The organism is Caulobacter sp. LARHSG274, from assembly GCF_052871235.1.
Genome location: NZ_JBIXJO010000002.1, coordinates 283,311 through 304,778, shown reverse-complemented (window position 1 = coordinate 304,778; position 21,468 = coordinate 283,311). Strand labels below are relative to the sequence as shown.

At 69.2% G+C, this 21,468-nt stretch carries 24 protein-coding genes and 3 tRNA genes; 3 read left to right on the top strand and 24 right to left on the bottom strand.

Annotation, left to right across the window (positions count from 1 at the left end):
- Positions 1–48 precede the first annotated feature (48 nt).
- From ACIPQB_RS05790 to ACIPQB_RS05775, 4 genes are all read right to left on the bottom strand, one after another.
- Positions 49–125: transfer RNA gene (locus ACIPQB_RS05790), tRNA-His, on the bottom strand.
- Positions 126–254: 129 nt separating this feature from the next.
- On the bottom strand, positions 255–992 hold the full coding sequence (locus tag ACIPQB_RS05785) for an energy transducer TonB (protein WP_446484263.1): 738 nt from the start codon (positions 990–992) through the stop codon (positions 255–257).
- A gap of 9 nt (positions 993–1,001) precedes the next feature.
- The gene (locus ACIPQB_RS05780) at positions 1,002–1,436 is read right to left on the bottom strand and encodes a biopolymer transporter ExbD (protein ID WP_446484262.1); all 435 of its coding nucleotides are present in this window, start codon (positions 1,434–1,436) and stop codon (positions 1,002–1,004) included.
- Between the two features lie 5 nt (positions 1,437–1,441).
- Positions 1,442–2,341, bottom strand: coding sequence for a MotA/TolQ/ExbB proton channel family protein (locus ACIPQB_RS05775; RefSeq protein ID WP_446484261.1), 900 nt, complete (start codon positions 2,339–2,341; stop codon positions 1,442–1,444).
- Positions 2,342–3,349: 1,008 nt separating this feature from the next.
- Here ACIPQB_RS05775 and ACIPQB_RS05770 point away from each other — a divergent pair.
- Positions 3,350–4,132, top strand: coding sequence for a COG4705 family protein (locus tag ACIPQB_RS05770; RefSeq protein ID WP_446484260.1), 783 nt, complete (start codon positions 3,350–3,352; stop codon positions 4,130–4,132).
- An 8-nt stretch (positions 4,133–4,140) separates the two neighbouring features.
- Here the strand turns inward: ACIPQB_RS05770 and ACIPQB_RS05765 are convergent.
- The 12 genes from ACIPQB_RS05765 to ACIPQB_RS05710 form a co-directional block, all read right to left on the bottom strand.
- Positions 4,141–4,216 (bottom strand) — tRNA-Phe (locus tag ACIPQB_RS05765).
- A 109-nt stretch (positions 4,217–4,325) separates the two neighbouring features.
- Positions 4,326–4,514, bottom strand: coding sequence for a DNA gyrase inhibitor YacG (gene yacG / locus ACIPQB_RS05760; RefSeq protein WP_446484259.1), 189 nt, complete (start codon positions 4,512–4,514; stop codon positions 4,326–4,328).
- A complete protein-coding gene (locus ACIPQB_RS05755; RefSeq protein ID WP_446484258.1) occupies positions 4,511–5,551 on the bottom strand; it encodes a ribonuclease E/G in 1,041 nt (346 codons plus the stop codon). Before ACIPQB_RS05755 ends, yacG begins: the two co-directional genes overlap by 4 nt.
- Positions 5,548–6,135, bottom strand: coding sequence for a Maf family protein (locus ACIPQB_RS05750; RefSeq protein WP_446484257.1), 588 nt, complete (start codon positions 6,133–6,135; stop codon positions 5,548–5,550). Before ACIPQB_RS05750 ends, ACIPQB_RS05755 begins: the two co-directional genes overlap by 4 nt.
- Positions 6,136–6,144: 9 nt before the next feature.
- Positions 6,145–6,363 (bottom strand): translation initiation factor IF-1, encoded by a 219-nt coding sequence (infA, locus tag ACIPQB_RS05745; RefSeq protein ID WP_008261544.1) that lies wholly within the window; start codon positions 6,361–6,363, stop codon positions 6,145–6,147.
- A 96-nt stretch (positions 6,364–6,459) separates the two neighbouring features.
- Positions 6,460–6,915 (bottom strand): arsenate-mycothiol transferase ArsC, encoded by a 456-nt coding sequence (locus ACIPQB_RS05740; protein ID WP_446484256.1) that lies wholly within the window; start codon positions 6,913–6,915, stop codon positions 6,460–6,462.
- A gap of 3 nt (positions 6,916–6,918) precedes the next feature.
- Positions 6,919–7,395, bottom strand: a complete 477-nt coding sequence (locus tag ACIPQB_RS05735) for a UPF0262 family protein (RefSeq protein ID WP_446484255.1) — start codon at positions 7,393–7,395, stop codon at positions 6,919–6,921.
- An 18-nt stretch (positions 7,396–7,413) separates the two neighbouring features.
- Positions 7,414–8,715 carry a histidinol dehydrogenase gene (gene hisD, locus ACIPQB_RS05730; RefSeq protein WP_446484254.1) on the bottom strand — a complete coding sequence of 434 codons (1,302 nt, stop codon included), beginning with the start codon at positions 8,713–8,715 and terminating at the stop codon, positions 7,414–7,416.
- 137 nt (positions 8,716–8,852) lie between these two features.
- Positions 8,853–10,340: an NCS1 family nucleobase:cation symporter-1 gene (locus ACIPQB_RS05725; RefSeq protein ID WP_446484253.1), complete on the bottom strand. Its 1,488-nt coding sequence runs from the start codon at positions 10,338–10,340 to the stop codon at positions 8,853–8,855.
- A 348-nt stretch (positions 10,341–10,688) separates the two neighbouring features.
- Positions 10,689–11,123, bottom strand: a complete 435-nt coding sequence (locus ACIPQB_RS05720) for a DUF2948 family protein (protein WP_446484252.1) — start codon at positions 11,121–11,123, stop codon at positions 10,689–10,691.
- A 3-nt stretch (positions 11,124–11,126) separates the two neighbouring features.
- Positions 11,127–12,422 (bottom strand): UDP-N-acetylglucosamine 1-carboxyvinyltransferase, encoded by a 1,296-nt coding sequence (gene murA, locus ACIPQB_RS05715; RefSeq protein ID WP_446484251.1) that lies wholly within the window; start codon positions 12,420–12,422, stop codon positions 11,127–11,129.
- A gap of 116 nt (positions 12,423–12,538) precedes the next feature.
- Entirely contained in the window at positions 12,539–12,706 is a 168-nt protein-coding gene (locus ACIPQB_RS05710) for a hypothetical protein (protein WP_446484250.1), read from the bottom strand.
- A gap of 90 nt (positions 12,707–12,796) precedes the next feature.
- On the opposite strand from ACIPQB_RS05710, the gene ACIPQB_RS05705 reads away from it, so the two are divergent.
- Both ACIPQB_RS05705 and ACIPQB_RS05700 read left to right on the top strand, forming a co-directional pair.
- Positions 12,797–12,871 (top strand) — tRNA-Thr (locus ACIPQB_RS05705).
- 542 nt (positions 12,872–13,413) lie between these two features.
- Complete coding sequence (locus ACIPQB_RS05700; protein ID WP_446484249.1) at positions 13,414–13,884, top strand: helix-turn-helix domain-containing protein; 471 nt, start codon at positions 13,414–13,416, stop codon at positions 13,882–13,884.
- Positions 13,885–13,998: 114 nt separating this feature from the next.
- Here ACIPQB_RS05700 and ACIPQB_RS05695 read toward each other — a convergent pair whose 3' ends face one another.
- Genes ACIPQB_RS05695 through trbE form a run of 8 tightly spaced genes read right to left on the bottom strand, consistent with a single transcriptional unit; the run spans position 13,999 to position 21,467 of the window.
- A complete protein-coding gene (locus tag ACIPQB_RS05695; RefSeq protein ID WP_446484248.1) occupies positions 13,999–14,223 on the bottom strand; it encodes a DUF2274 domain-containing protein in 225 nt (74 codons plus the stop codon).
- Complete coding sequence (locus ACIPQB_RS05690) at positions 14,220–15,362, bottom strand: TrbI/VirB10 family protein (protein ID WP_446484247.1); 1,143 nt, start codon at positions 15,360–15,362, stop codon at positions 14,220–14,222. The genes ACIPQB_RS05695 and ACIPQB_RS05690 overlap by 4 nt, the downstream gene beginning before the upstream one ends.
- On the bottom strand, positions 15,359–16,156 hold the full coding sequence (gene trbG / locus ACIPQB_RS05685) for a P-type conjugative transfer protein TrbG (RefSeq protein ID WP_446484246.1): 798 nt from the start codon (positions 16,154–16,156) through the stop codon (positions 15,359–15,361). The genes ACIPQB_RS05690 and trbG overlap by 4 nt, the downstream gene beginning before the upstream one ends.
- Positions 16,153–16,839 (bottom strand): conjugal transfer protein TrbF, encoded by a 687-nt coding sequence (gene trbF / locus ACIPQB_RS05680; RefSeq protein WP_446484245.1) that lies wholly within the window; start codon positions 16,837–16,839, stop codon positions 16,153–16,155. The genes trbG and trbF overlap by 4 nt, the downstream gene beginning before the upstream one ends.
- Positions 16,839–18,083 (bottom strand): P-type conjugative transfer protein TrbL, encoded by a 1,245-nt coding sequence (trbL, locus tag ACIPQB_RS05675; protein ID WP_446484244.1) that lies wholly within the window; start codon positions 18,081–18,083, stop codon positions 16,839–16,841. The genes trbF and trbL overlap by 1 nt, the downstream gene beginning before the upstream one ends.
- Positions 18,080–18,301 carry a putative entry exclusion protein TrbK-alt gene (gene trbK-alt / locus ACIPQB_RS05670; protein ID WP_446484243.1) on the bottom strand — a complete coding sequence of 74 codons (222 nt, stop codon included), beginning with the start codon at positions 18,299–18,301 and terminating at the stop codon, positions 18,080–18,082. Before trbK-alt ends, trbL begins: the two co-directional genes overlap by 4 nt.
- Positions 18,298–19,032 (bottom strand): P-type conjugative transfer protein TrbJ, encoded by a 735-nt coding sequence (gene trbJ / locus ACIPQB_RS05665; protein ID WP_446484242.1) that lies wholly within the window; start codon positions 19,030–19,032, stop codon positions 18,298–18,300. Before trbJ ends, trbK-alt begins: the two co-directional genes overlap by 4 nt.
- Positions 19,029–21,467, bottom strand: a complete 2,439-nt coding sequence (gene trbE / locus ACIPQB_RS05660) for a conjugal transfer protein TrbE (RefSeq protein WP_446484241.1) — start codon at positions 21,465–21,467, stop codon at positions 19,029–19,031. Before trbE ends, trbJ begins: the two co-directional genes overlap by 4 nt.
- Position 21,468: the final 1 nt, after the last annotated feature.

Sequence of the window (21,468 nt, the reverse complement as noted above, 5' to 3'; positions counted from 1 at the left end):
CAATGAAAATGGCCCGGCTTGCGGGCCGGGCCATTTCAGCGCTTGCGATGGTACCACCTCTCGGGCTCGAACCGAGGACCTCTAGATCCACAATCTAGCGCTCTAACCAACTGAGCTAAGGCGGCGTATCGCGAGGCCGTGTGTTTAGTCGGAGGCGAGGACCGGATCAAGCACCGAAACGCCCCTGTCATACGAAAACGCCCCGGAGCGATGAAGCTCCGGGGCGCCCGTTTCCTGGCCTGTCGCGAAGGTCCCTAGCGGGGGACGTTCATGACCACCGGCACCGTGACCTGGCCGCCTTCCACCGGAGCGCCGTCAAGCGTCTTCGGCTTCATGCGGAACAGCTTCGACATCTGCAGAGCCGCCTTGCCGAACTCGTAGTCAGGCGGGGTTTCCGAGACGACCGAGCAGTTCTCCAACGTACCCTTGGCAGTGACGGTACATTGGATCGTCGCACGGCCGGAGACTTCCATCCGCGACGCCCTCTCCGGGAAGTACCGGGCCAGATCGTCGCCGCTCGGCTTGCGCAGCCAATCGGGTCGGGTCACGACCGAAGCACGGACCGGCGGGTTCGTGGGAACCGGCGGCACGTTCGAGATCACCGGCGGCGCCGTTTGCTCGACCCGTTCCTTGACAGGCGGGATCGGCAGCGGCGGCGGCGGAGTCACGTCCGGCGGCGGCGCGATCGGCGGCCTCGGCTGCACCACCGCCGGCGGCGGGGGCGGAGCGTTGGTCGGCGGCGGCGGCGGGGGCGGAGGAGGCGGCGGCGGCGGCGGGGGCGGCGGAGGCAGCTCCACGTCCACGGCGTCGTCGTGATACTCCTTCATCACCGCTTCGAACTTCTGCTTCGCCAAGTAAGCGAACAAAGCAGCGTGGAAGCCGACGACGACGATCAGCGCGATCCCGAAAGCGCCGAGCCCCTTCTTGCGGCGCGGACCATCCGAAGTGAGCGGGTCGTAGTGGCGATGCTCAGGCGCTTGTTGTTCAGCCATGCATCACCCCTAGCTGTTCTGATCCTTGCCGATTAGAGCCACGCTATAGAAGCCATTGTCCTGGAGAGTGTTCATCACCTCCATGAAATTGCCGTAGCGCGTCTTTTCGTCGGCGCGGATGAAGATGCGCTCCTTGGTAGGGTCGCGTCTGCCGATGTCCTTCGTCAGGTCTTCACCCAGCGTGTCGATCGTGGTGCGATCGTCGCCAATGTAGACCTCGCCCGATTTCTTAATCGAGATGTAGACCGGTTTCGGCGGATTGGGCGATGCCTTCGCGACCGCCGGCGGCAAGTTCACTTCGATCGACACGGAGGCGAGCGGCGCCGCCACCATGAAGATGATCAGGAGCACCAGCATGACGTCCACGAAGGGCGTGACGTTGATGTCGCTGTTCTGTTCGACGTTGAACCTGTCGCCCCCACCGCCTGAGAGTTTGGCGGCCATCGGTCTTAGGCTCCTTTGTCGAGCTGACGCGAAATGGCGTTCATCAGTTCAGCGACGAAACCTTCCGAGCGGGTGCCGTAACCCGAGATGCGGGTCTGGAAGTAGTTGTAGAAGATAACCGCCGGGATAGCGGCGAACAGACCGATACCGGTGGCCAGCAGCGCCTCGGCGATGCCGGGGGCGACGACGGCCAGGTTGGTCGTGTTGGTGTTCGCGATGCCGATGAACGAGGTCATGATCCCGTAAACCGTACCGAACAGACCGATGAACGGACCGGCCGAACCGACCGAGGCCAGGAACACCATGCCGCCCGACAGGCGCTTGACCAGCGAGGCTTGCACCGCGTTGATCGCGTAGGTGGCGCGAGCCAGGGTGGAGTCGCGATGCTCGCCGCCGACGGCCAGACCGGCCTGACGCGACAGTTCGACTTCCTGGGCGGCCGCGGCGGCCATGTCGGCCATCGGGTTGCCTTCGAACTCTTCCGACGACCCGATGCGGGCGATGTCGGCGATCGAACGGGCGCCGCGGAAGGCTTCCAGGAACTTGTCCGATTGCTTGTTCAGGGCGCCGAACTCGAAGATCTTGGTGATCAGCAGGACCCACGAGAAGATCGAGGCCAGGATCAGGCCGATCATCACGACCTTAACGACCGCGCCGGCGGCGAGGAACATGCCGACCGGGGTCAGGCCATGCGACTTCATCTTTTCAGTCGCGGCCTCGCCGGCGTTGGTCGAGGGCGCGTCAGCGGCGGGAGCCGGAGTCGGAGCAGCGGCGGCCGGAGCGGCGGCCTCGGTGGTGGCCGGCGCAGGAGCCGCAGCGTCCTGGGCGAAGGCCGGGGCGCTCACCATCAGCGCCATGGCGCCGACGAGAGCGATGAGGGGGGTCTTCCGTTTAATGTCGAGCATCTGTCGCCAGTTCCTGATTGGTCTAGCACGTTTGGACCGAGGGTCGTCGCGCGAGAGCGTCTCCACCCTAACTTGAATAGCCCGCGCGGTGGCCGATCGCTCGGACGCCTCGCGAACCCGCTTCGCTGCGCTCGACCCGTTACGCCCCCCTTGCCGGGCTCATGCCCCTCAGAAGGATCGTTTCGAAGCGCGAGTGATCACCGCCCCCTGCGAGGCACTGACCTTACCGCAATGTTAGAATTGCGGCAGGGGTCCTTTGGCAACCCCTTTTCGCACCGTCAAGGGGTGAGGGGGGGCATAAATTTTCCATCCCTTCCGCGCACCACCTATCGTTGCCGCGGCGCACAAAAGGGAAATCAGGATTTGAGGACGGTTTTTCCCTGCCAAAGAGAATGGCCGCGCTGCACTGCAACATGGCCACAAAACAATGATCTCGCGGACCGGACCAGGACGGGCGCCGGGACAAAGCACAATCCTTCGTAGAGCAGGTTGATCGCCGCCCCGCGCTTTCGGCCTAACTGTCCCTTTGAGCGGGCGGCGCGCAAACGGGAGAGGTTTTTCCGCCCTGGCCCGCGGAAGCGCTGTTCTTGGGCCTGATATGTCCCGGCCGCGATCGGAATCGCCCTCTTCTGCCTAGTGCATCCGGTTCGACTTCCCCGCGCCCGGACCGCGACGCGCCCATCGGGGCGGCGCTCTATGGCGGAGCTGTATCGGGCGCCGCCCGGCCCCTTGTCGCGGCGAATTTCCGCTCCCAGAGCATGACCGCCGGGCCTGCCGGAGCCGCCCCAAGGCGGCGCTGTTGGAAACACCAAGCGGAGCCGGTAAAATTTCACACCTGCACAAAGCGGCGGACGCCGGTGATGAAAGTGACGGCAGCCGCTTGCGGTCAGAGATGGAAGCGACAGCGGAAAAATGCCGCCTCGCCTGCGTCCCGGTCCCGGGCCCCAGGGATTCTTGACGCCCGCCGTCCGGCATCCCAAAAGCGCGGATCGCCGGAGCGCCTCGAACATGACCGCCACGCCTCGTCATGACGCTTCCCGGTCGGCCAACAAGGTGGCGACGGTCACCCTGGCCTTCTGGGTCATGAAGATCTGCGCCACCACCGTGGGCGAGACCGGCGGCGACCTGCTGTCGATGACGCTGAACGTCGGCTACGCCGCCAGCTCGCTGATTCTGATCGGCCTGTTCGTCGTCACCTTGCTTGCGCAGTTGAAGGCCGACCGCTTCCATCCGGCGCTCTACTGGGCGGTGATCCTGTCGACCAGCACGGCGGGGACCACCCTGTCCGACTACATGGACCGGACCCTGGGTCTTGGCTATGCGACGGGGGCCGCGCTGCTGGTCAGCCTGCTGATCGCCGTCCTGGCCGCCTGGCGGCTGACCCTGGGCTCGCTCAAGGTCGACCATATCGGCGAGCCCCGGGCCGAGGCCTTCTACTGGGGCGCCATCCTGGTCTCCAACACCCTGGGCACGGCGCTGGGCGACTATCTGGCCGACAGCTCGGGACTTGGCTATCTGGCGGCCAACCTGCTGATCTCGGCCGCCATTCTGCTGACGGTCATCGGATACCGCTTCACCAGGATCTCGCGCACCGCGCTGTTCTGGGCCGCCTTCGTCCTGACCCGGCCGTTCGGCGCCACCATGGGCGACCTGCTGACCAAGCCCCACGTCAAGGGCGGGCTCGCCCTCGGAACGGTCGGCTCGACCCTGGTCCTGCTGGTGGTGCTGGGCGCGTTGGTCGCGCTTTCGACCTGGCGAGGCCGGCGGGACCTTGAGGCGACCTGGTCCTGAAAGGAAAGTGGTGCCTGGGGCCGGAATCGAACCAGCGACACGCGGATTTTCAATCCGCTGCTCTACCAACTGAGCTACCCAGGCCCTAGGCCTAGAGGGCGGCGAAAGCCGCCCCGGCGCCCGCCCGACGGCGGGGAGCCGCGTCTATAGGTGAGCCGAAAAACGAAGTCCAGCCCCCTTCAGCATTGGCGGCTCAATCGCGGTCGAAGTCTGTGGACGGCGGGTTTTCCTCGTCCTCGTCGGCGCCGGGCACGACATAGCGGTCCGAGAGCCAGCGGTTGAGGTCGACGTCGGCGCAGCGCTTGGAGCAGAACGGCCGGGCTTCGGGAATGGCGGGCTTGCCGCAGATCGGGCATTTGCCGGCGGCGGGAGCGATGCTCATGACGCGGAGACCTCCAGGCGGTCGTTGGGCCAGTCGGCGACGACTTCGAGCGTGAAGCGGCGGCCGATGCGTTCGGCCAGGGCGGCGTCCAGGGCCTCGAAGGCCTGCGCCACCGCCGGTCCGCAGCGGCCGGCCAAGCGGCCGCCCGGATCGGCCCGGCCTTCCCGTTCGAACGCCCGGACCAGGCGCAGGGCTCCCGTCCGGGCCGACAGCCCGCCCGATTCGTCGAGCAGCCGGTCGAGAATCGGCCGGGCCCGGCGCGGCACGGTCATTTCCAGCGCCCCGAACCGGCTGATCGCCCCCAGAGCGACGCCGGGATTGTCGATGGCGAAGGCGTTGCGGGCCGCCGTGGTCATGGCCTGGCCGTCATGGCCGCGGCCGACCAGGTCGAAGACCACCAGCCCGCCCAGACCCTTCAGCCGCAGCACCCGGGCCGCGACGTTGAAGGCGGCCAGATTGGCGGCGCGGGCGGCCTTCTTGGAATCGCCGTCGCGATTGCCCAGGTCGACGTCGACGGCCACCAGGGCCCGGGTCGCCTCGATCGCGATGTCGCCGCCGCCCGGCAGGGCGAACACGGTCATCAGCGCCTCGGCCTCGGCCGCCTCGACCGCCTCCAGGGCGGCCAGGCCCTGGGTCGGCGAGCCGGACTTGACCCACAGGCGCAGCAGCTCCTCGATGCTCGGGGCGGCCTCCAGGATCCGAGGCTCGCCGTCGGTCTCGGCCACGAAGCGGGCCACCGCCAGCTTGTCGCGGCGCGAGGGGGTGCGGATCTCGATCTCGACCAGCTGGCCCTCGACCAGCTTGGGCATGTCGGGGCGCAGCGGCAGCAGCACGTCGGCCCCGCCCGGCAGGGCGACGAAGGCCGAGGCGAAGGCCCGCTCGATCTTGCGGACCCGGGCCACGCCGCGCACGCCCTCGGCGTCGAGCGGATCGTCGCCCTCCCAGTGGGCGACCAGGCGCTCGGGGCGGCCGTCGAGGGTGACGACCCCGACGGTCTCGCCGATGCCCTTGTAGAGGTAGGCGCGGCGCTCGCTCATGACGGCTTCCAGCCCAGGCCCTGCAGCAGGTTCAGGGTCTCGTAGAGCGGCAGGCCGACCACGGACGTATAGGAGCCATGCAGGTCGATGATGAAGCCGCCGGCCACGCCCTGGACGCCATAGCCCCCGGCCTTGCCGCGCCATTCGCCGCCGGCCAGGTAGTCGGCCTGCTCCTGGGCCAAGAGGTGCTTGAACTGCACGCGGGTCTCGACCAGCCGCGAGGCCTCGCGGCCGTCCGGGGCGATCACGGCGACGCCGGTCAGGACCTTGTGGTTGCGGCCCGACAGCAGCTTCAGGCAGGCGGCCGCCTGCTCCGGCGTCTCGGCCTTGGGCAGGATGCGGCGGCCGACCGCGACGACGGTGTCGGCGGCCAGGACCAGGGCGTCGGGCGAGCGCGGCGCCACCGCCCTGGCCTTCTCGACGGCCAGGCGCAGGGCATGGCGCCGCGGGGTTTCGTCCCGCAGCGGCGTCTCGTCGATGTCGGCGGGATCGACCCGGTCCGGGGCGACGCCGACCTGCGCCAGCAGGTCCAGGCGCCGGGGGCTCGCGCTGGCCAGGACCAGCGGCGTCCGCTGGACGACCATTCGCCAGCCCTACTTGAAGCGGTAGGTGATGCGGCCCTTGGTCAGGTCGTAGGGCGTCATTTCCACGAGCACCTTGTCGCCGGCCAGCACGCGGATGCGGTTCTTGCGCATCTTGCCGGCGGTGTGGGCGATGATCTCGTGATCGTTCTCCAGCGTCACGCGAAAGGTCGCGTTGGGCAGCAGTTCGCTGACCGTACCGGGAAACTCGAGCAGTTCTTCCTTAGCCATCAGGCCTCTCAAAACGGGTGACGCCACGGCGACAAAGCCCCGCGACGGTTGAGTCGGGGAGCGCGTCGCGGCTGCGAGGCGCGGTGTATAGCGCATTCACCCCCCGAACGTCGATGGCGCGCCGAAACGTTGTCGAATCGCCGCAGCCAGGGCGTCGCGGACCTCGCGATAGGCGGCCAGCATGGCCTCGCGCGAGCCATAGGCCAGGGTCGGGTCGTGGGTCGGCCAGTATTCGATGTCGGTGGCCCGGTCGCGGGCCAGCTCGACCGCCCGGTGCTGGGCCTCGGGGGTCAGGGAGACGACCACGTCGAAGCTGTCGTCCTCCAGCTCGGCGAAGCTCTTGGGCTGGTGGCCGCTGACGTCCAGGCCCATCTCGTCCATGACCACGGCCACGAACGGGTCGACGCCCTCGTCGGCCGGGTCGGGCTTGAGCCCGCACGAATCGACGAAGGCCCGGGCCCCGTAGAAATGACGGAACAGCGCCTCGGCCATCGGCGAGCGCACGCGGTTGTAGTTGCAGGCGAACAGCACCGCGTCCGGAAGCCCGCCCACCGCTCAGCCCCGCCAGTGCAGCGCGCAGATCAGGGTGAACAGCCGCCGGGCGGTGTCGAGGTCGGTCTTGACCTTGCCCTCCAGCCGCTCGCGCAGCAGCGACGAGCCCTCGTTGTGCAGGCCGCGCCGGCCCATGTCCAAGGCCTCGATCTGCTGCGGCGTCGAATTGCGGATCGCCGAATAGTAGCTGTCGCAGATCATGAAATAGTCCTTGATCACCCCGCGGAAGGGCGACAGGGACAGCAGGTGCCGGCGCTCGTAATCGGCCCCGGCGATGTCGAAGGCCAGGCGGTTCTCGACCAGCGACAGCTTCAGGTCATAGGGCCCCTGCCCCGCCTCGGCCGGCTCGAAATAGTTGCCGTCCAGCAGGTCGAAGATCGCCACCTGCCGCTCCTGCTCCTGGTCGCGCGAGACGGCCGCCAGGCTGTCCTCGTCGATGAGGATGGATTTCAGGAACTGGCTGGCCTTGGCGTCGGACATCGCAGGGAGACTGGCCTCTCAGGGCTTGGAGGACAACGGGTCGGCGGGCAGGCGAATCGACGCCGACAGGGCGTGGGCCGGCAGGCCCTCGGCCCGGGCCAGGGCGGCGGTGTGCGGCCCCAGGATCGCGAAGGCGGCCGCGTCGCACTGGACGATCGAGGTGCGCTTGAGGAAGTCGTAGATCGACAGGCCCGACTGGAAGCGAGCCGCGCGGCTGGTCGGCAGCACGTGGTTGGAGCCGGCCACATAGTCGCCGATCGCCTCGGGGGTCAGCCGGCCCAGGAAGATCGCCCCGGCGTGGCGCACCCGGTCGGCCAGGCGCTCGGGATCGTCGACCGCGAACTCGACGTGCTCGGGGGCCAGCAGGTCGACCAGCCGCGGGCTGTCATCCAGGTGGCACAGGATGATCGCCCCGTGATCGCGCCACGATTCGGCGGCGTCGGCCCCGGTGGCCAGGGTCTTCAGCAGGGCGTCGACGGCGTCCGACACCGCCTGGGCGAAGTCCTCGTCGTCGGTGATCAGGATCGCCTGGGCGGCCGGGTCGTGCTCGGCCTGGCTGAGCAGGTCGGCGGCGATCCAGTCGGGATCGTTGTTGGCGTCGGCGACCACGACGATCTCGGACGGCCCGGCCAGGGCGTCGATGCCGACCACGCCGTAGAGCCGGCGCTTGGCGGCGGTGACATAGGCGTTGCCGGGGCCGACGATCTTGTCGACCGGCAGGATGGGACCGGCCCCATAGGCCAGGGCGGCGACGGCCTGGGCCCCGCCGATCCGCCAGATCTCGGTGACCCCGGCCGCCTGGGCGGCGGCCAGCACCGCCGGCTCCAGCTTGCCCGGCGGGGTGACCATGGCGATGCGGTCGACCCCGGCCACCTGGGCCGGCACGGCGTTCATCAGCACGGTCGAGGGATAGGCCGCGCGGCCGCCGGGCACATAGACGCCGACGGCCTCCAGCGGCGTCCAGCGCCAGCCCAGCCGCACGCCGGCCTCGTCGGTCCAGGCCTGGTCGGCCGGGCGCTGGCGCTCGTGGAAGGCGCGGATGCGGGCGGCGGCGAAGGCGATGGCCGCGCGCACCTCGTCCGAGGCCTGGGCCGCGCCGGCCGCGATCTCCTCGGCGGTGACCCGGATGGTCTGTTCGGTCAGTTCGACGCCGTCGAAGCGCTGGGTGAAGCTCAGCACCGCCTTCAGCCCGTCGGCCTGGACGGCGTCCAGCACGTTGCGGGCGGCCGCATCGACATTCTCGGGCGCGCCCCGGCGCTCGTCGAGGAAGGCCTTGAAGGCGGCGGCGAAGGCGGGATCGGCGGAATTGAAGCGGCGCATTTGGCCTAGATGCGGGTTTTTGGGTGGGATGCAAGTTTTGATGCGCCGCTGGGCGCCTTCCCTCCTGTCCCGGGGAGGGCGGCCCTGGCGGAGCCGGGGTCGGGTGGGGCCTGCTGAACCCGCCGACGGACCCGAACTCAGGGCTCGAACGCCGCTACCGGACGTCCGCTCCCCCGGCGCTCGCCAACCCGCATCGCCGCCCAGTAGGCGCCCGCCGCCAGTCCCGCCCCGGCGAACCAGGCGTAGTCGTACAGCCCCGTCCACGGCGCCCCCAGCCCCGCCGCCGCCGGCAGGCCGGCCGTCTTCAGGAAGCCGGGCAGGCTGGGCGCGACGCCGATGGCGAAGGCCGCCACCGCGGCCGGGTTCCAGCCCTTGGCGTAGGTGTAGCGGCCGGTCCGGTCGTAGAGGGCGTCGACATCCAGCTGCGTCCCGCGCAGCAGCCAGTAGTCGGCGATCAGGATGCCGGCCACCGGCCCCAGCAGGGCGCCGTAGCCGGTCAGCCAGACGAAGATGTAGCCCTGCGTGCTCTCCAGCAGCTTCCACGGCATGATCAGCGCGCCCAGGGCGGCGGTGATGTAGCCGCCGGTGCGATAGCTGATCCGGCTGGGCCACAGGGTCGAAAAGTCGTAGGCCGGCCCGACCAGGTTGGCGGCGATGTTGCAGGAGACGGTGTCGAGGCTGATGATCAGCAGGCCGACCAGCACGCCGAGGCCGCCGATGTTTCCGGCCAGGGCCACCGGATCCCAGATCGCCTTGCCGAAGATTAGCACCGTCGCCGAGGTGGTGATCACGCTCAGGGTCGCCATCAGGGCCATCGGGCCCGGCAGGCCGGCGACCTGGCCGACGATCTGGTCCTTCTGGCTGCGGGCGAAGCGGGTGAAGTCGGGGATGTTCAGGGCCAGGGTGCCCCAGTAGCCGCTCATGGCGGTGACGATCGGCCCGAAGTCCCGCCAGAACCGGCCGGCCTTGGCGCCGCCGGGGTCGTAGGCGCTGGGGGCGTGCAGGATCGGCCCCAGGCCGCCGGCCTTGCTCAGCGCCCACCAGACCAGCAGGCCGCAGACCACGACCTTGACCGGCGCGGTCCAGGTCTCGAGCTTGCGCACCGCCTCCAGGCCCTTGGTGACGAACAGCAGCTGCATCGCCCAGAAGGCGGCGAAGGCCAGCAGCTGGCCGACGCCGATGCCCAGCCCCGGGACCATCGGCCCGACCAGGCTCCTGCCGGCCATCACCCCCAGCAGGGTCAGCAGGGCCCCGCCGCCGATCCAGGTCTGGATGCCGTACCAGCCGCAGGCGACCACCGCCCGGGCCAGGGCCGGCAGCCGGGCTCCGCGCCAGCCGAACGCGGCCCGGGCCAGCACCGCATAGGGCACGCCCCAGCGCGCCCCGGCGTGGCCGATCAGCAGCATCGGGGCCAGGACGACCAGGTTGCCCAGCAGCACGGCCCCCACCGCCTGTCCGGCCGACAGCCCCTGGTCGATCAGCCCGCCGGCCAGCATGTAGCCCGGCACGGCGATGACCATGCCCAGCCACAGGGCCGCGAAGTGCCAGGCCCGCCAGGTCCGCTGGGCCGGGGTGGTCGGCGCCAGGTCCGGATTCCACAGCCCGTTGTCGCTCGTCTGGTTCAAGGCCGCCCCCACAATCGTATCGAGGGCCGAACTTGGGCCAGGCCGCCGGGGGCGTCACGCGCTAAGTGGCCGCTTGGGGTCTGGACGATCCGATCGGCCCTGCCCAGGTCACCGACTGCGACGCGACCGGACAATCGACGGCAGCCTTGAGCTCATACCCGCGACCCACGATTTCGGCCGTTCTCACCGCACGCCGTCATCCCGGGCCTTGTGCCCGGGACCCATGGTTCAACCCGCAAGCGAAATGCAATGGCGCGCCTGCGCCCCTTGCGGCGGACGGATGGGTCCCGGGCACGAGGCCCGGGATGACGGTGTACAAAGGGGGCGAGCGGCTCGGAGCCCTTGCTATCAATCCGCGTGGCCCGGCTTGCGCGGGGTCGACCAGGGCTCGGAGACGTCGACCAGGATCACGTCCAGGCAGTCGACGCTGACCCGCAGGTCGCCGCCGCCGGCGAAGGTCAACAGGATCGTCCCGCCGGGGGCCTCGCCCGGCTCGAAGGCCACCGCCAGCAGCTCGACCACGGCCGACTTGGCCTCGCGGCGCAGCTTGCGGGCCCGGACGCCGGCGACGTCGCCCAGCTGCAGGGCCGAGCGCACCCGCTCTCCCTTGCGGCCGCCCGACTCCCAGCGGAAGCGGTTGCAGGCCAGGGTCAGGGTGCGGGCCTGGGCGTCCCAGCGGATGTCGCCGATCTTGGCGACCGCGTCCTGCAGGGCGGCGGAGATCACCGCCAGGTCCTCCGGCTCCTGGGCCAGCAGGCGAAGGGGCGTGGCGACGTCGGCCATGGATCAGTCCTCGCTCAAAGCGTCGCCGTCACCCTTGATGCGACGCACCTGGGCCCCGCAGGCGCCCAGCTTTTCTTCCAACCGTTCGAAGCCGCGGTCCAGGTGGTAGATGCGGCTGACCGTGGTTTCGCCGCGGGCGACCAGGCCGGCGATCACCAGGCTGACCGAGGCCCGCAGGTCGGTGGCCATCACCTCGGCCCCCTCCAGCCGCTCGACGCCGCGCACCCGCGCCTCGCCGCCCGACGCCGAGATGTCGGCCCCCAGCCGCCGCAGCTCCGGAGCGTGCATGAAGCGGTTCTCGAAGATGGTCTCGCGGATGTGGCTCTCGCCCTTGGCCGTGGTCATCAGGGCCATGAACTGGGCCTGCAGGTCGGTGGCGAAGCCGGGATAGGGCTGGGTCTCGACGCTGACGGCGTTGAGGCGCGACCCGTCGCGCTTGATGATCACCCCGTCCTCGGTGCGGACCACGCCGGCCCCGGCCTCCTCCAGCTTGACCAGCAGGCTGTCGATCAGGTCCGGACGGGCCTTGGTCAGGCGGACCTCGCCGCCGGCCATGGCCGCGGCCACGGCGTAGGTGCCCATCTCGATGCGGTCGGGGATCACCGCGTGGGTGGCGCCGTGCAGCTTGGCGACGCCGGTGATGGTGATGGTCGGGGTTCCCGCCCCCTCGACCTTGGCGCCCATGGCGTTGAGGCAGAGCTGCAGGTCCAGCAGCTCGGGCTCGCAGGCGGCGTTGCGGATCGTCGTCACCCCGTCGGCCAGCACGGCGGCCAGCATGGCGTGCTCGGTGGCGCCCACCGACACGAACGGGAAGGCGATCTCCGCCCCCTTCAGGCCGCGCGGGGCCTGGGCGTAGACATAGCCCTCGTGCAGGTCGATCTTGGCCCCCAGGGCCTCCAGGGCCTGCAGGTGCAGGTCGACCGGCCGGGCCCCGATCGTGCAGCCGCCGGGCAGGCTGACCTTGGCCTGGCCGGTGCGGGCGACCAGCGGGCCCAGCACGTTGAACGAGGCCCGCATCTGCCGCACCAGCTCATAGGGCGCGATGCCGCTGGTGATCTCCGGCGCGTGCAGCAGCGTCTCCGAGCCGTCCGGCCCCTCGCGCTCGTCGACCTGGACGCCCAGGCGGGCCAGCAGCTTGCCCAGGAACTTGGTGTCGGCCAGGCGCGGCATGTTGGTCAGGCGCAGCGGCTGGTCGGTCAGCAGGCTGGCCGCCATCAGCTTGATGGCCGAGTTCTTGGCGCCGCTCACCGGGATGGTCCCGTTCAGCTGCGCGCCGCCGGTGATGACGATACGATCCAATGAAAGTCCCTCGTGGCGCGGCCGAGGGAAACGCCGCGCGGTCGCATGTGAAGGGGCGGTTCTACTGGTTGCAAGAGCCCGCGCAAGGGCCTGCACCGATTCCTCAAGGCTCCTCCTCAGCTGGAGGGGGTCTCGTCGTCCGACGCGGACGATTCCGGCTTGGCCGCGCTCTTGTCGGCGGCGGGAGGCGCGGCCTTCCTGCGGCGGAGATTGGTCCGCAGCGCCTGGGCCAGCCGCGCTTCGCGCTCGGCTTTTTCGTTATGGGGCTTGGGGTTCCGGCTCATCTTTCCACAGGTGAAAGCCATGCGACGATCGGTCAAGACGATTTTGGCTTTGCCAACCGCGTTTGGTTCGCTATACGCCCCCTCCTCTTCGCCGCCGTAGCTCAGTGGTAGAGCGCATCCTTGGTAAGGCTGAGGTCGGCAGTTCAATCCTGCCCGGCGGCACCATCGGGACCCAAAGCAATTCAAGGCTTTGGGTCCCGACCAGTTCACAGACATCATCATCGAAGAGGCTCCGGTAAGCACGGGGTAAGCGCGGGTTCGTTTGGCGACGCCCTTAACGCTGGGCTGCGGCCTCCAGCGTCGCTCAGTCACCGAGGCAAGATTTTGCGTTTTTGGGTCTGGCTGCGTGACCAGGACCTGGTCAGTCTCGTCTTCCACAGGTCCGCAACGAAGAACGCGGCGACGCTTCGGATTTGGGGGCCGTTGGACATGGCTGTTCGTTTTTGATCGCGTGCGCCCAGCGTCAAATCGGACAGATCCGGCGCCGCTAGAAAGCCCGTCTCGACCGATCCCAAATCTCCCGTCTCGTCGGCGAGACGCCTAGGGCCGCATCAGACGACGATATCCTGGCGCACGTGGCGACGCCGATGCGAAATCGCCTTTTCTGTGGTCCCGGCAACCGCCCCCGGGGGGAGCGAGTCCAGAATCGTGGCTGTTTCAAGTGAACTTCGCCCGCCCGTGTGAGCGTTAAAAAAATCGCGCGCGCCGTGCCCGAAGCCGCCTTCTGGTTCGTCTACCAGGGATCAGCCGCTTGGAGCGCACAGACCTTGCCCCATCCCTCACCCGATCCCGTCGATCTGCATGTTGGCGCGCGCGTGCGCCTTCGGCGCAAAATGGTTGGCGTCAGCCAGAGCCAACTGGGTCAGGCGCTTGGCCTGACCTTCCAGCAGTTGCAGAAGTACGAGCGCGGAACCAACCGGATCAGCGCCTCCAAGCTGCATGCCCTGGCACACCACCTGAAGACGCCGATCGCCTGGTTTTTCGAGGGGCTGCCAGACCCCGCCCAACCCGCAGCGGAAGACGACCGACGCGCGTCCGACCAGCAGGCCTTCCTCGCCATTCGCGAGGGTGTGGCCCTGGCGGCGGTCTTCCCTCGCCTGCCCGTGCGCCAGCGTCGAAAGCTGCTGGGTCTGATGCAGAGCCTGACAGAACCTGACGGTCTGACGAACGCCGTCTGATCCGTTGATGCCTTCGACCGCCGGGCTGAACTCGGCGTCTTCGCCACCTTCGAGATGCACCTCCTGAACGGCGCGAAAGAGTCCGATGTCTCGACCATCCCCCTTGAGCGACTGCTAGACCGCCGATCGCTTTCGGCCGCGTACGAAGCCTCGATCGGAGGCCATGAACCGCGCTAACATCGGGGCGATCAGCTTGAACGGTTCGGCCGGCTTGGCGCCGGTTTCGGCCGCCAGGGCCTTGGCGTAGTCGACCAGATCGCGATGCACCGCCGCGGGCAGATCCACCGTGACCTTTACTGGCGCATCGTCCTCCAGCGGCCCAAGCTTGAGCTTGCTCATGGGATCGTCTCCTCCTCGTAGGGCTCCAGCACCAGATCGCGGGACAGCAGGACCCTGAGCGGCGCGCCGGGCCGGATGGTCAGGGTCGGCGTCAACGAAAGGCCGCGTCCCACCGCCTGCTGGCCGATATCGCTGACCGACTGGCTGGCGCCTCGGCGGATCGCCCGCTCCAGGTCGCTTCCATCGCTCGATTGTCCGGCCTGGGCCCCGATCGCCAACACCGTGCTCAAGGCCGCGGCGGCCAGCACCGCCTTGCCGTGCCGGTCCACGCTGTCCTGCAGTCCCGCCATGCCTTGCGCGTCCGCGGCCGGCAGCTTGTCCAGAACGATCGAACGCCCCGAGGGCAGGATCAGGCGGGTCCAGGCCACCGACAGCCGGCTCTGGCCGGCATGGGTGGTGGTCTCATATTCCCCGATCAGTCGCGCGCCCGCCGGGATCAACCGGTGATGGCCGCCCAGGCTGTCATAGACGTCCTGGCTGACCTGGGCGAGCGCCAGACCAGCGACGTCGGACCTCAGGCCTGTGACCAAGGCGGCGGGGATGATCGATCCGGCCTGCAGGACGTAGGGCGAGACCGGAGCCTGCAAGCGCTCGGGACTGGTAATGCGCTCGTCGGGGCCGGGGGGGCGCGATCGGCTCGCCACGACCGCTTGCCCATTCGAGCGGCCCGGTTCGTCCGGCGTGAACAGGCCGCTGACGCGCGCAGCCTGCCCAGCCTCGATCCGAGGATTGGGCCGGGCTGGGACCGGCCCTGACGCTGACGAGGCCGTCTCCGGCGCCGGAAGGGAAACCTCCGCCGACGGCGCGGCGGCTCGCGCCCGCTCGGCGCTGAGGATCGGCCGTCCAAGGTCTCCGGGCAGCGGCGGCCCCAGGATCGGCGCCGGACCACGATGCAGATAGTCCCTGGGCAAACCTGAGATCTGTTCGGGCGGCGGCGCAGCGGGCTGGAAGGCGGGTTGGGACGCAGCGCGGTCACGCTCGCGCAGCGACCAGGCCAGGGCCGCGCAAACGCCGATCGCCACCACCCCGCCAGTCAGGATCAGCGCCTTGCGCGAGACGCGGGCCACGGGCCTGGAAACGCCGCGCAGGCGCAGGTCCTTGGCGATGGCCTTCTGCTCTTGCTCGATCGTCTCAGTCACTGGCCAATCTCCCGATCGCTCGACTGTCGGTCGATCCGAACGCGGCGCTCCCAGCGCTTGAGCCCGAACCGCAACTGGGCGTGGTCGAACAGGCGATCGACGACCAGCCGGCGGCCGACCACGCGGTAGTTGACCAGTTCGGAGGTCCTCCCGTCCGGTCCGGCGATGAACAACGGCGGCAGGTCGCTGAGAGCGACTGTCGGCCCGAACTCGACATAGGTCCGCGCCCCGTCGTCGAAGACGCGCGCGGGCCGCCAGGGCGCCGCCCCCTTCAGCCGATAGCCGAAGTTCAGGCGCGCCGGATCGGGGGCTGGGGGCGCGACGACGATCACCGGCGCCGTCGCAGGCGAAGCAACAGTGGGCGTCGACGGCATGGCCGGCGCCGGATAGCGCCAGGCGACCTGGGACAGGAAGGCGCGGCGGGAGGCCCGAAGTTGCAGATGGTAGGTGCGGCGGCTGGTGTTGATGATCAGGTTGGTCGACAGGTCGCCTTGGACCGGCTTGACCAGGATGTGGACACGGCGGCCCGCGCCCTCTCCGCTGGTGGTGTCGCCGATCACCCAGCGCACGGTGTCGCCGGCCGCGATCGGATGGGCTTCCACCAGGGTTTCGCCGGGCTCCAGCACAATATCGGTGATCCGCCCCGGCGCGGCCACCACGTCATAGAGGCCACGCTCGGTGAACTGGAACTCCGTGAAGGCCACGCCCTGGGGCGCCTCGGCGACGGCCGCCGCCAGAGCCGGCTGCGCCGCGCCGAGGACAGCCACCAGCGCAATCGACATCAACCGGATCATGCGCCGTACTCCCGAGACCACGACACGGCCCGCACGAAGATCCCGAACGGGTTCTTGACGAAGGCGTCGGGCGAGGTCGGGGCGGCGATGACCAGGGTCAGGATGGCGCTCCAGCGCTGGGTCGAGACCAATTGCCCGTCGACATAGCGCCGCTCGATCCAGGCCAGGCGAAAGCTGTCGGGCGAAGCGCGCACGACGTTGCTGATATCGACTGAGACCTGCGCCTTGCCGATCTCCCCGAAGGGATCAGCGCCCCTGGCATAGTCCGACAGCGCCGCCGCACCGCTGGCGTCGGTGAAGTCGTAGGCCCGCCGCCAGTTTTGCCCCAGCACCACCGCGTCGGCCGGCACGGCGCGGGTGTTTTCGATGAAGCGCGACAGCGTCCAGGCGATCACCGGATCGGGCGGCCGGTATCCACGCTGGGCCGGACCGACTGCCAGGGTCTGGCCCAGGCGATCGACCTCCACCACCCACGGCGTGACCGAACCGCGGGCGGCCTGCCAGATCATGCCGCCCGACTGGACGATGTTGCTGGCCAGCAGGCCCAGGGCGATCAGCCGCCAGTTGGCGGCCTGGACGCGGGCGCTTCCGATGCGCTCGTCCCAGGCCTGGCCGGCCCGCTGGTAGGGGGTTTCGGGGACGGGGGTCGCGCCCAGGCGCGAGGCTCCCCTGAACGAGTTCATCAGCTTTGCTCCGAGAGTGAGGGACTGGCGCCGCCGCTATGGTCGTCGCCGCTGGCCAGGCCGTGGGCGGCCAGGCTCGCGCCATGGGCCAGGGCCTGCTGTTGCTTGAGCTCGCGCGCCCAGGACGGCGCCTCGGCGGGCTCGGCCGATCCGTCCGATGGCGTCCCCGAACCGGGTTCGCCGCCGCCCGAACCGGTCGCCGGCTTGGTCTGCGCGCCGCCCGAAACTGCTCCGCCGCCCGACGCGGGGCCAGAGGGGCCGCCGCCGCTCGGTCCGTCAGGCATCGGCGCGCCAGGGCCAGGCCGCGGGCCGCCCGCGCCGCCCGCGCCCGCGGCGGCCGACGCCAAGCTCGCGCCGCCGCCGGCGGCCATCTGCACAGCGCTGGCGCCGACCATGGCCATGCCCGCCACCGTGAGACCGGTTCCGACCGCCGCGCCCACGCCCAGCTGCGGCGCGCCCGACACCAGGCCCGAGGCGATGCTGGGTCCAAAGATCGACAGGCCCAGCAAGGTCAGAGCGGCCAAGGCGATCGCCAGGACCTCTTCGAAGGTCGGCTGGCCTGAGGCCGCGCTGGTGAACTCCGAAAACAGGCTCGAACCGATCCCGACGATCACCGCCAGGACCATGACCTTGACGCCCGAGGCGATGACATTGCCCAGCACGCGCTCGGCCAGGAAGGCGGTGCGGCCAAACAGGGCGAAGGGGACGAGGACGAAGCCGGCCAAGGTGGTCAGCTTGAACTCGATCAGCACCACGAAGATCTGCACCGCGATCACGAAGAAGGCGACAATCACCAGCAGGGCGACAGCCAGCAGGATGACGATCTGGACGATGTTCTCGAAGAAACCGGGAAAGCCGCTCAACTGCTTGGCCGCCTCAAGCATCGGCTTGCATGACGACACGCCCAACGCCGCCACCTTGCCCGGACGCAGGAAGTCCTCAGTAGACATTCCCGCTCCGGACGCCTTCAGGCCCAGACCCGAGAAGCTCTTCAGGACGATCAGGCTGAGGGCGTGGAAATTGCCGATCAGGAAGGCGAAGAACCCGACATAGAGGGTCTTCTTGACCAGGCGCGCGGTCACATCGTCCTGGGCCCAAGCCCAGAACAGCGCCGCCAGGGTCATGTCGATGGCCACCAGGGTCGTGGAGAGATAGCCGACCTCGCCGCCCAGCAAGCCAAAGCCGCTGTCGATATGCTGGGTGTAGACGTCCAGCATCCGGTCGATAACACCGGTGTCGCTCATGACGCCGGCTGCCCGAAGAACCGGTCCCACGCGGCCGCCCAGGCGGCCCGACAAGCCAGATCATCCTGGCTCGCCGTTCGGCACCGCGCCAGTTCGGCGTCGACCAAAGCAGGCGGCGCTGGTTTTGCCGGAGCTGGGGCCTGGGACGCCCTGCCCGCCAAGACAGCGGCCCCAAGCAGCATTAAAAGTGCGATCCCCCAGACGAGGGAACGGTTCATGGCTGAGGCGAGGCCCCCATGAACTTGGCGAAACGAGCCTTGGCGTCGGCTCGCGCCGCGGCGCGATCGGCGGCTTCCAGTGCTTGCGCGCGGCCGTTGGCGACGATCACCGCCGTCAGGGCCGACAATTGCTGCGCCTGCAAAGCCAGAAGCTGATTGCCGGCCTGAGCAGCTTGGAGCGCCCCGTCGGCGCCCTGACTGGCCGACACCAGGCTCTGCATCTCGCCCCGGCTCGTCTCCAGGCCCTGGACGACGCCGGCCTGCACCGTCAGCGCGTCCTCCAAACTCGCTACCGAGGTCGTCCAGCGTACTTCAGCGCGGGAGGTCAGCTCTGCGTCACTGGCCGCCAAGTCCGCCAGTCCATAGCGCCGATGAAAGGCGTCCTGGATGTCCTGAACGTTGTAGGCCAGGGCGCGAGCCTGACCGAGCAGCGCTTGCGTGGCGACAACCTGCTCCTGCAGCGCCGACAACGACGAGTACGGCAAACTGGCGAGATTGCGCGCCTGGCCGATCAGCATCTGGGCCTGGTTCTGCAGGCCGGCGATCTGATTGTTGATCTGCTGCAGGGCCCGGGCCGCCTGCAGGACGTTCTGGGCGTAGTTGCTGGGGTCATAGACCGCGACCTGCGCCATGGCCGGTGGCGCCAGGGCGGCCGCTGCGGCGATCGCGGCCGCACAGCCCAGCAGCGCCGTCATCTGGCGACGGGTGGAGCGAGATCGAGACAGGTTCATTGGGAGGCCTCCGGAAGGGCGATGGACGTCAGGAGATCGGCGGCCCAGGGCAGCCGACGATGGCGCAACCAGGCGGCGGCGAAGCCCTCCGGCCCGTGGCCTTGGAGAACCGCGGCGATATCGGCCTGATCGGACTTGGAGGAGGTCGCGCAGAACGCCAGGGCGATCGGCCCCAGACCCAGATCAATGAGGCGCTCGCCAGCCCGCGATTGGACATAGTAGTCGCGCTTGGGCGAGGCTCGGCTGAGGATCTCGACCTGGCGGGCGCTGAGCCCAAAACGGCCATAGATCGCCGCGCTCTGCGGTTCCAGGGCCCGCGGGTTGGGCAGGAAGATTCGCGTCGGGCAGCTTTCGACGATCACCGGGGCGATCGGGCTGGTGTCAATGTCGCTCAGGGACTGGGTGGCGAAGACGACCGACGCATTCTTCTTGCGCAGGGTCTTGAGCCATTCGCGCAGCTGGGCGCCGAAGGCTGGATCATCGAGCGCCAGCCAGCCCTCGTCGATCAGGATCAGGGTCGGCCGACCATCGAGCCCCTGGGCGATGCGGTGGAAGAGATAGGCCAGCACCGCCGGCGCGGCCGGCGTGCCCAAGAGCCCTTCGGTCTCGAAGGTCTGGACCGCGCCGCCGGCCAGGACCTCATGCTCGGCGTCGAGCAGTCGCCCCCAGGGTCCGGCCAGGGTGTAGGGCGCCAGCGCGCTCTTGAGGTCCAGGGTCGGCAGCAGAGCGGTCAGGCCCGTCAGGGTGCGCTCCTCGATGGGGGCCGAGGCCAGACTCGCCAGGGCCGACCAGACATGGTCCCGGACCATCGGCGTCAGGACGACGCCTTCGGCGACCAGCAGCGCGCCAATCCAGTCGGCCGCCCAGACCCGCTGCGCCGGATCATCAAGTCGGGCCAGAGGCTGCAAGGCGACGGCCGGACGCTCTGCGTCCAGCAGAACCCCGCCCAGATCATGGAAGGCTCCGCCCATGGCCAGGGTCGCAGCCCGGATCGAGCCGCCAAAATCAAAGGCGACGATCCGCGCGCCCTCATAGCGGCGAAACTGCAGGGCCAGCAGCGCCAAAAGGACGCTCTTGCCGGCGCCCGTCGGGCCCACCACCAGCGCGTGGCCGACATCGCCAACATGCAGCGACAGACGAAACGGCGTCGAGCCTTCGGTCCTGGCCATCAGCAGCGGCGGCCCGCCCAGATGCGAATTGGCTTGCGGCCCCGCCCACACCGCCGATAGCGGGGCGATGTGGGCCAGGTTGAGGGTCGACAGCGGCGGCTGGCGGACATTGGCGTAGGTCTGGCCCGGCAAGGTCCCCAGCCAGGCTTCGACCGCGTTTATTCGCTCCTTGATGATCGAAAAATCGCGACCGGTGATGACCTTCTCGGCCAGGCCCAGCTTGGCGTCGGCGCGGTCTGGATCGACATCCCAGACCACCAGGCTGGCGGTGACAAAGGCGTAGGCGACCGCATCGCCGCCCAGGTCCTGCAAGGCCTGGTCGGCCTCGCCGGCCTTGTTGGCCGCGTCGTTGTCGACCAGGGCCGAGGGCTGCTGGGTCAGGGCCTCTTGCAAGAGGACGCCGATCGACTTGCGCTTGGCGAACCACTGGCGCCGGATCTTGCCGATCAGGCGATTGGCCTCGACCTTGTCCAGACACAGGGCGCGGGTCGACCACCGATAGGAAAAGGCCAGGCGATTGAGCTCGTCCAGCAGACCCGGCAGGGTATGGCTGGGGAAACCGACGATGGTCAGGGTCCTCAGGTGAGCCTCGCCCAACCTTGGCTCCAGGCCGCCGTCCAATGGCTGGGTGGCCAGCAGGGCGTCCAACTGCATCGGGGTTTCGGGAACACGAACGCCCTGGCGGCTGGTGGTCACCGCCCCGTGCAGGAAGCCCAGGGTCTGCGTATCGTCCAGCCAGTCGGCCTGGCGGGTCAGGCCTTGGACCAGGGCCAGCAGGCGGTTGGAGCGATCGATGAAATCGGCCAGTTGGGCGCGCCAATCGACCCCGTCCAGTCCGCGGCCTTCGACGAACAGGCCCTCCAGGCGCCCAGTCCGTTCGGCCGGCGGCAGGAAGACCAGGGTCAGGAAATAGCGGCTCTCGAAGTGGGCCCCCTCTTCCAGGAAGGCCTGGCGCCGCTCGATGTCGACCAGGGCCGAGACCGGATCGGGAAAGACGCTGCCCGGATAGGCCATGGCCGGGTCGCGGCGGGCCTCGATGAAGATCGCCCAGCCCGAGCCCAGCCGGCGCAGGGCGTTGTTCAGCCGCGCGGCGACGGCGGCGACCTCGGCGTCGCCCACCGAGTCCAGGTCAGGCCCCCGGAAACTGGCGGTGCGCTGGAACGCTCCGTCCTTGTTGAGCACCACGCCGGGGGCGACCAGGGCCGCCCAAGGCAGGTAATCGCAAAGCAACTTGGGGCGGCGGGCATATTCGCGAAGGTCCAGCATC

Bases quoted from the DNA above. Each gene is read 5' to 3' on its own strand.
- ACIPQB_RS05780 (WP_446484262.1), bottom strand. From the start codon at position 1,436: ATGGCCGCCAAACTCTCAGGCGGTGGGGGCGACAGGTTCAACGTCGAA.
- trbE (WP_446484241.1), bottom strand. From the start codon at position 21,467: ATGCTGGACCTTCGCGAATATGCCCGCCGCCCCAAGTTGCTTTGCGAT.
- yacG (WP_446484259.1), bottom strand. From the start codon at position 4,514: ATGAGCATCGCTCCCGCCGCCGGCAAATGCCCGATCTGCGGCAAGCCC.
- ACIPQB_RS05735 (WP_446484255.1), bottom strand. From the start codon at position 7,395: ATGTCCGACGCCAAGGCCAGCCAGTTCCTGAAATCCATCCTCATCGAC.
- ACIPQB_RS05755 (WP_446484258.1), bottom strand. From the start codon at position 5,551: ATGAGCGAGCGCCGCGCCTACCTCTACAAGGGCATCGGCGAGACCGTC.
- infA (WP_008261544.1), bottom strand. From the start codon at position 6,363: ATGGCTAAGGAAGAACTGCTCGAGTTTCCCGGTACGGTCAGCGAACTG.
- ACIPQB_RS05720 (WP_446484252.1), bottom strand. From the start codon at position 11,123: ATGGCCGACGTCGCCACGCCCCTTCGCCTGCTGGCCCAGGAGCCGGAG.
- trbK-alt (WP_446484243.1), bottom strand. From the start codon at position 18,301: ATGAACCGTTCCCTCGTCTGGGGGATCGCACTTTTAATGCTGCTTGGG.
- trbF (WP_446484245.1), bottom strand. From the start codon at position 16,839: ATGAACTCGTTCAGGGGAGCCTCGCGCCTGGGCGCGACCCCCGTCCCC.
- trbL (WP_446484244.1), bottom strand. From the start codon at position 18,083: ATGAGCGACACCGGTGTTATCGACCGGATGCTGGACGTCTACACCCAG.
- ACIPQB_RS05775 (WP_446484261.1), bottom strand. From the start codon at position 2,341: ATGCTCGACATTAAACGGAAGACCCCCCTCATCGCTCTCGTCGGCGCC.
- hisD (WP_446484254.1), bottom strand. From the start codon at position 8,715: ATGCGCCGCTTCAATTCCGCCGATCCCGCCTTCGCCGCCGCCTTCAAG.
- trbG (WP_446484246.1), bottom strand. From the start codon at position 16,156: ATGATCCGGTTGATGTCGATTGCGCTGGTGGCTGTCCTCGGCGCGGCG.
- ACIPQB_RS05710 (WP_446484250.1), bottom strand. From the start codon at position 12,706: ATGAGCCGGAACCCCAAGCCCCATAACGAAAAAGCCGAGCGCGAAGCG.
- ACIPQB_RS05695 (WP_446484248.1), bottom strand. From the start codon at position 14,223: ATGAGCAAGCTCAAGCTTGGGCCGCTGGAGGACGATGCGCCAGTAAAG.
- trbJ (WP_446484242.1), bottom strand. From the start codon at position 19,032: ATGAACCTGTCTCGATCTCGCTCCACCCGTCGCCAGATGACGGCGCTG.
- ACIPQB_RS05750 (WP_446484257.1), bottom strand. From the start codon at position 6,135: ATGGTCGTCCAGCGGACGCCGCTGGTCCTGGCCAGCGCGAGCCCCCGG.
- ACIPQB_RS05785 (WP_446484263.1), bottom strand. From the start codon at position 992: ATGGCTGAACAACAAGCGCCTGAGCATCGCCACTACGACCCGCTCACT.
- ACIPQB_RS05770 (WP_446484260.1), top strand. From the start codon at position 3,350: ATGACCGCCACGCCTCGTCATGACGCTTCCCGGTCGGCCAACAAGGTG.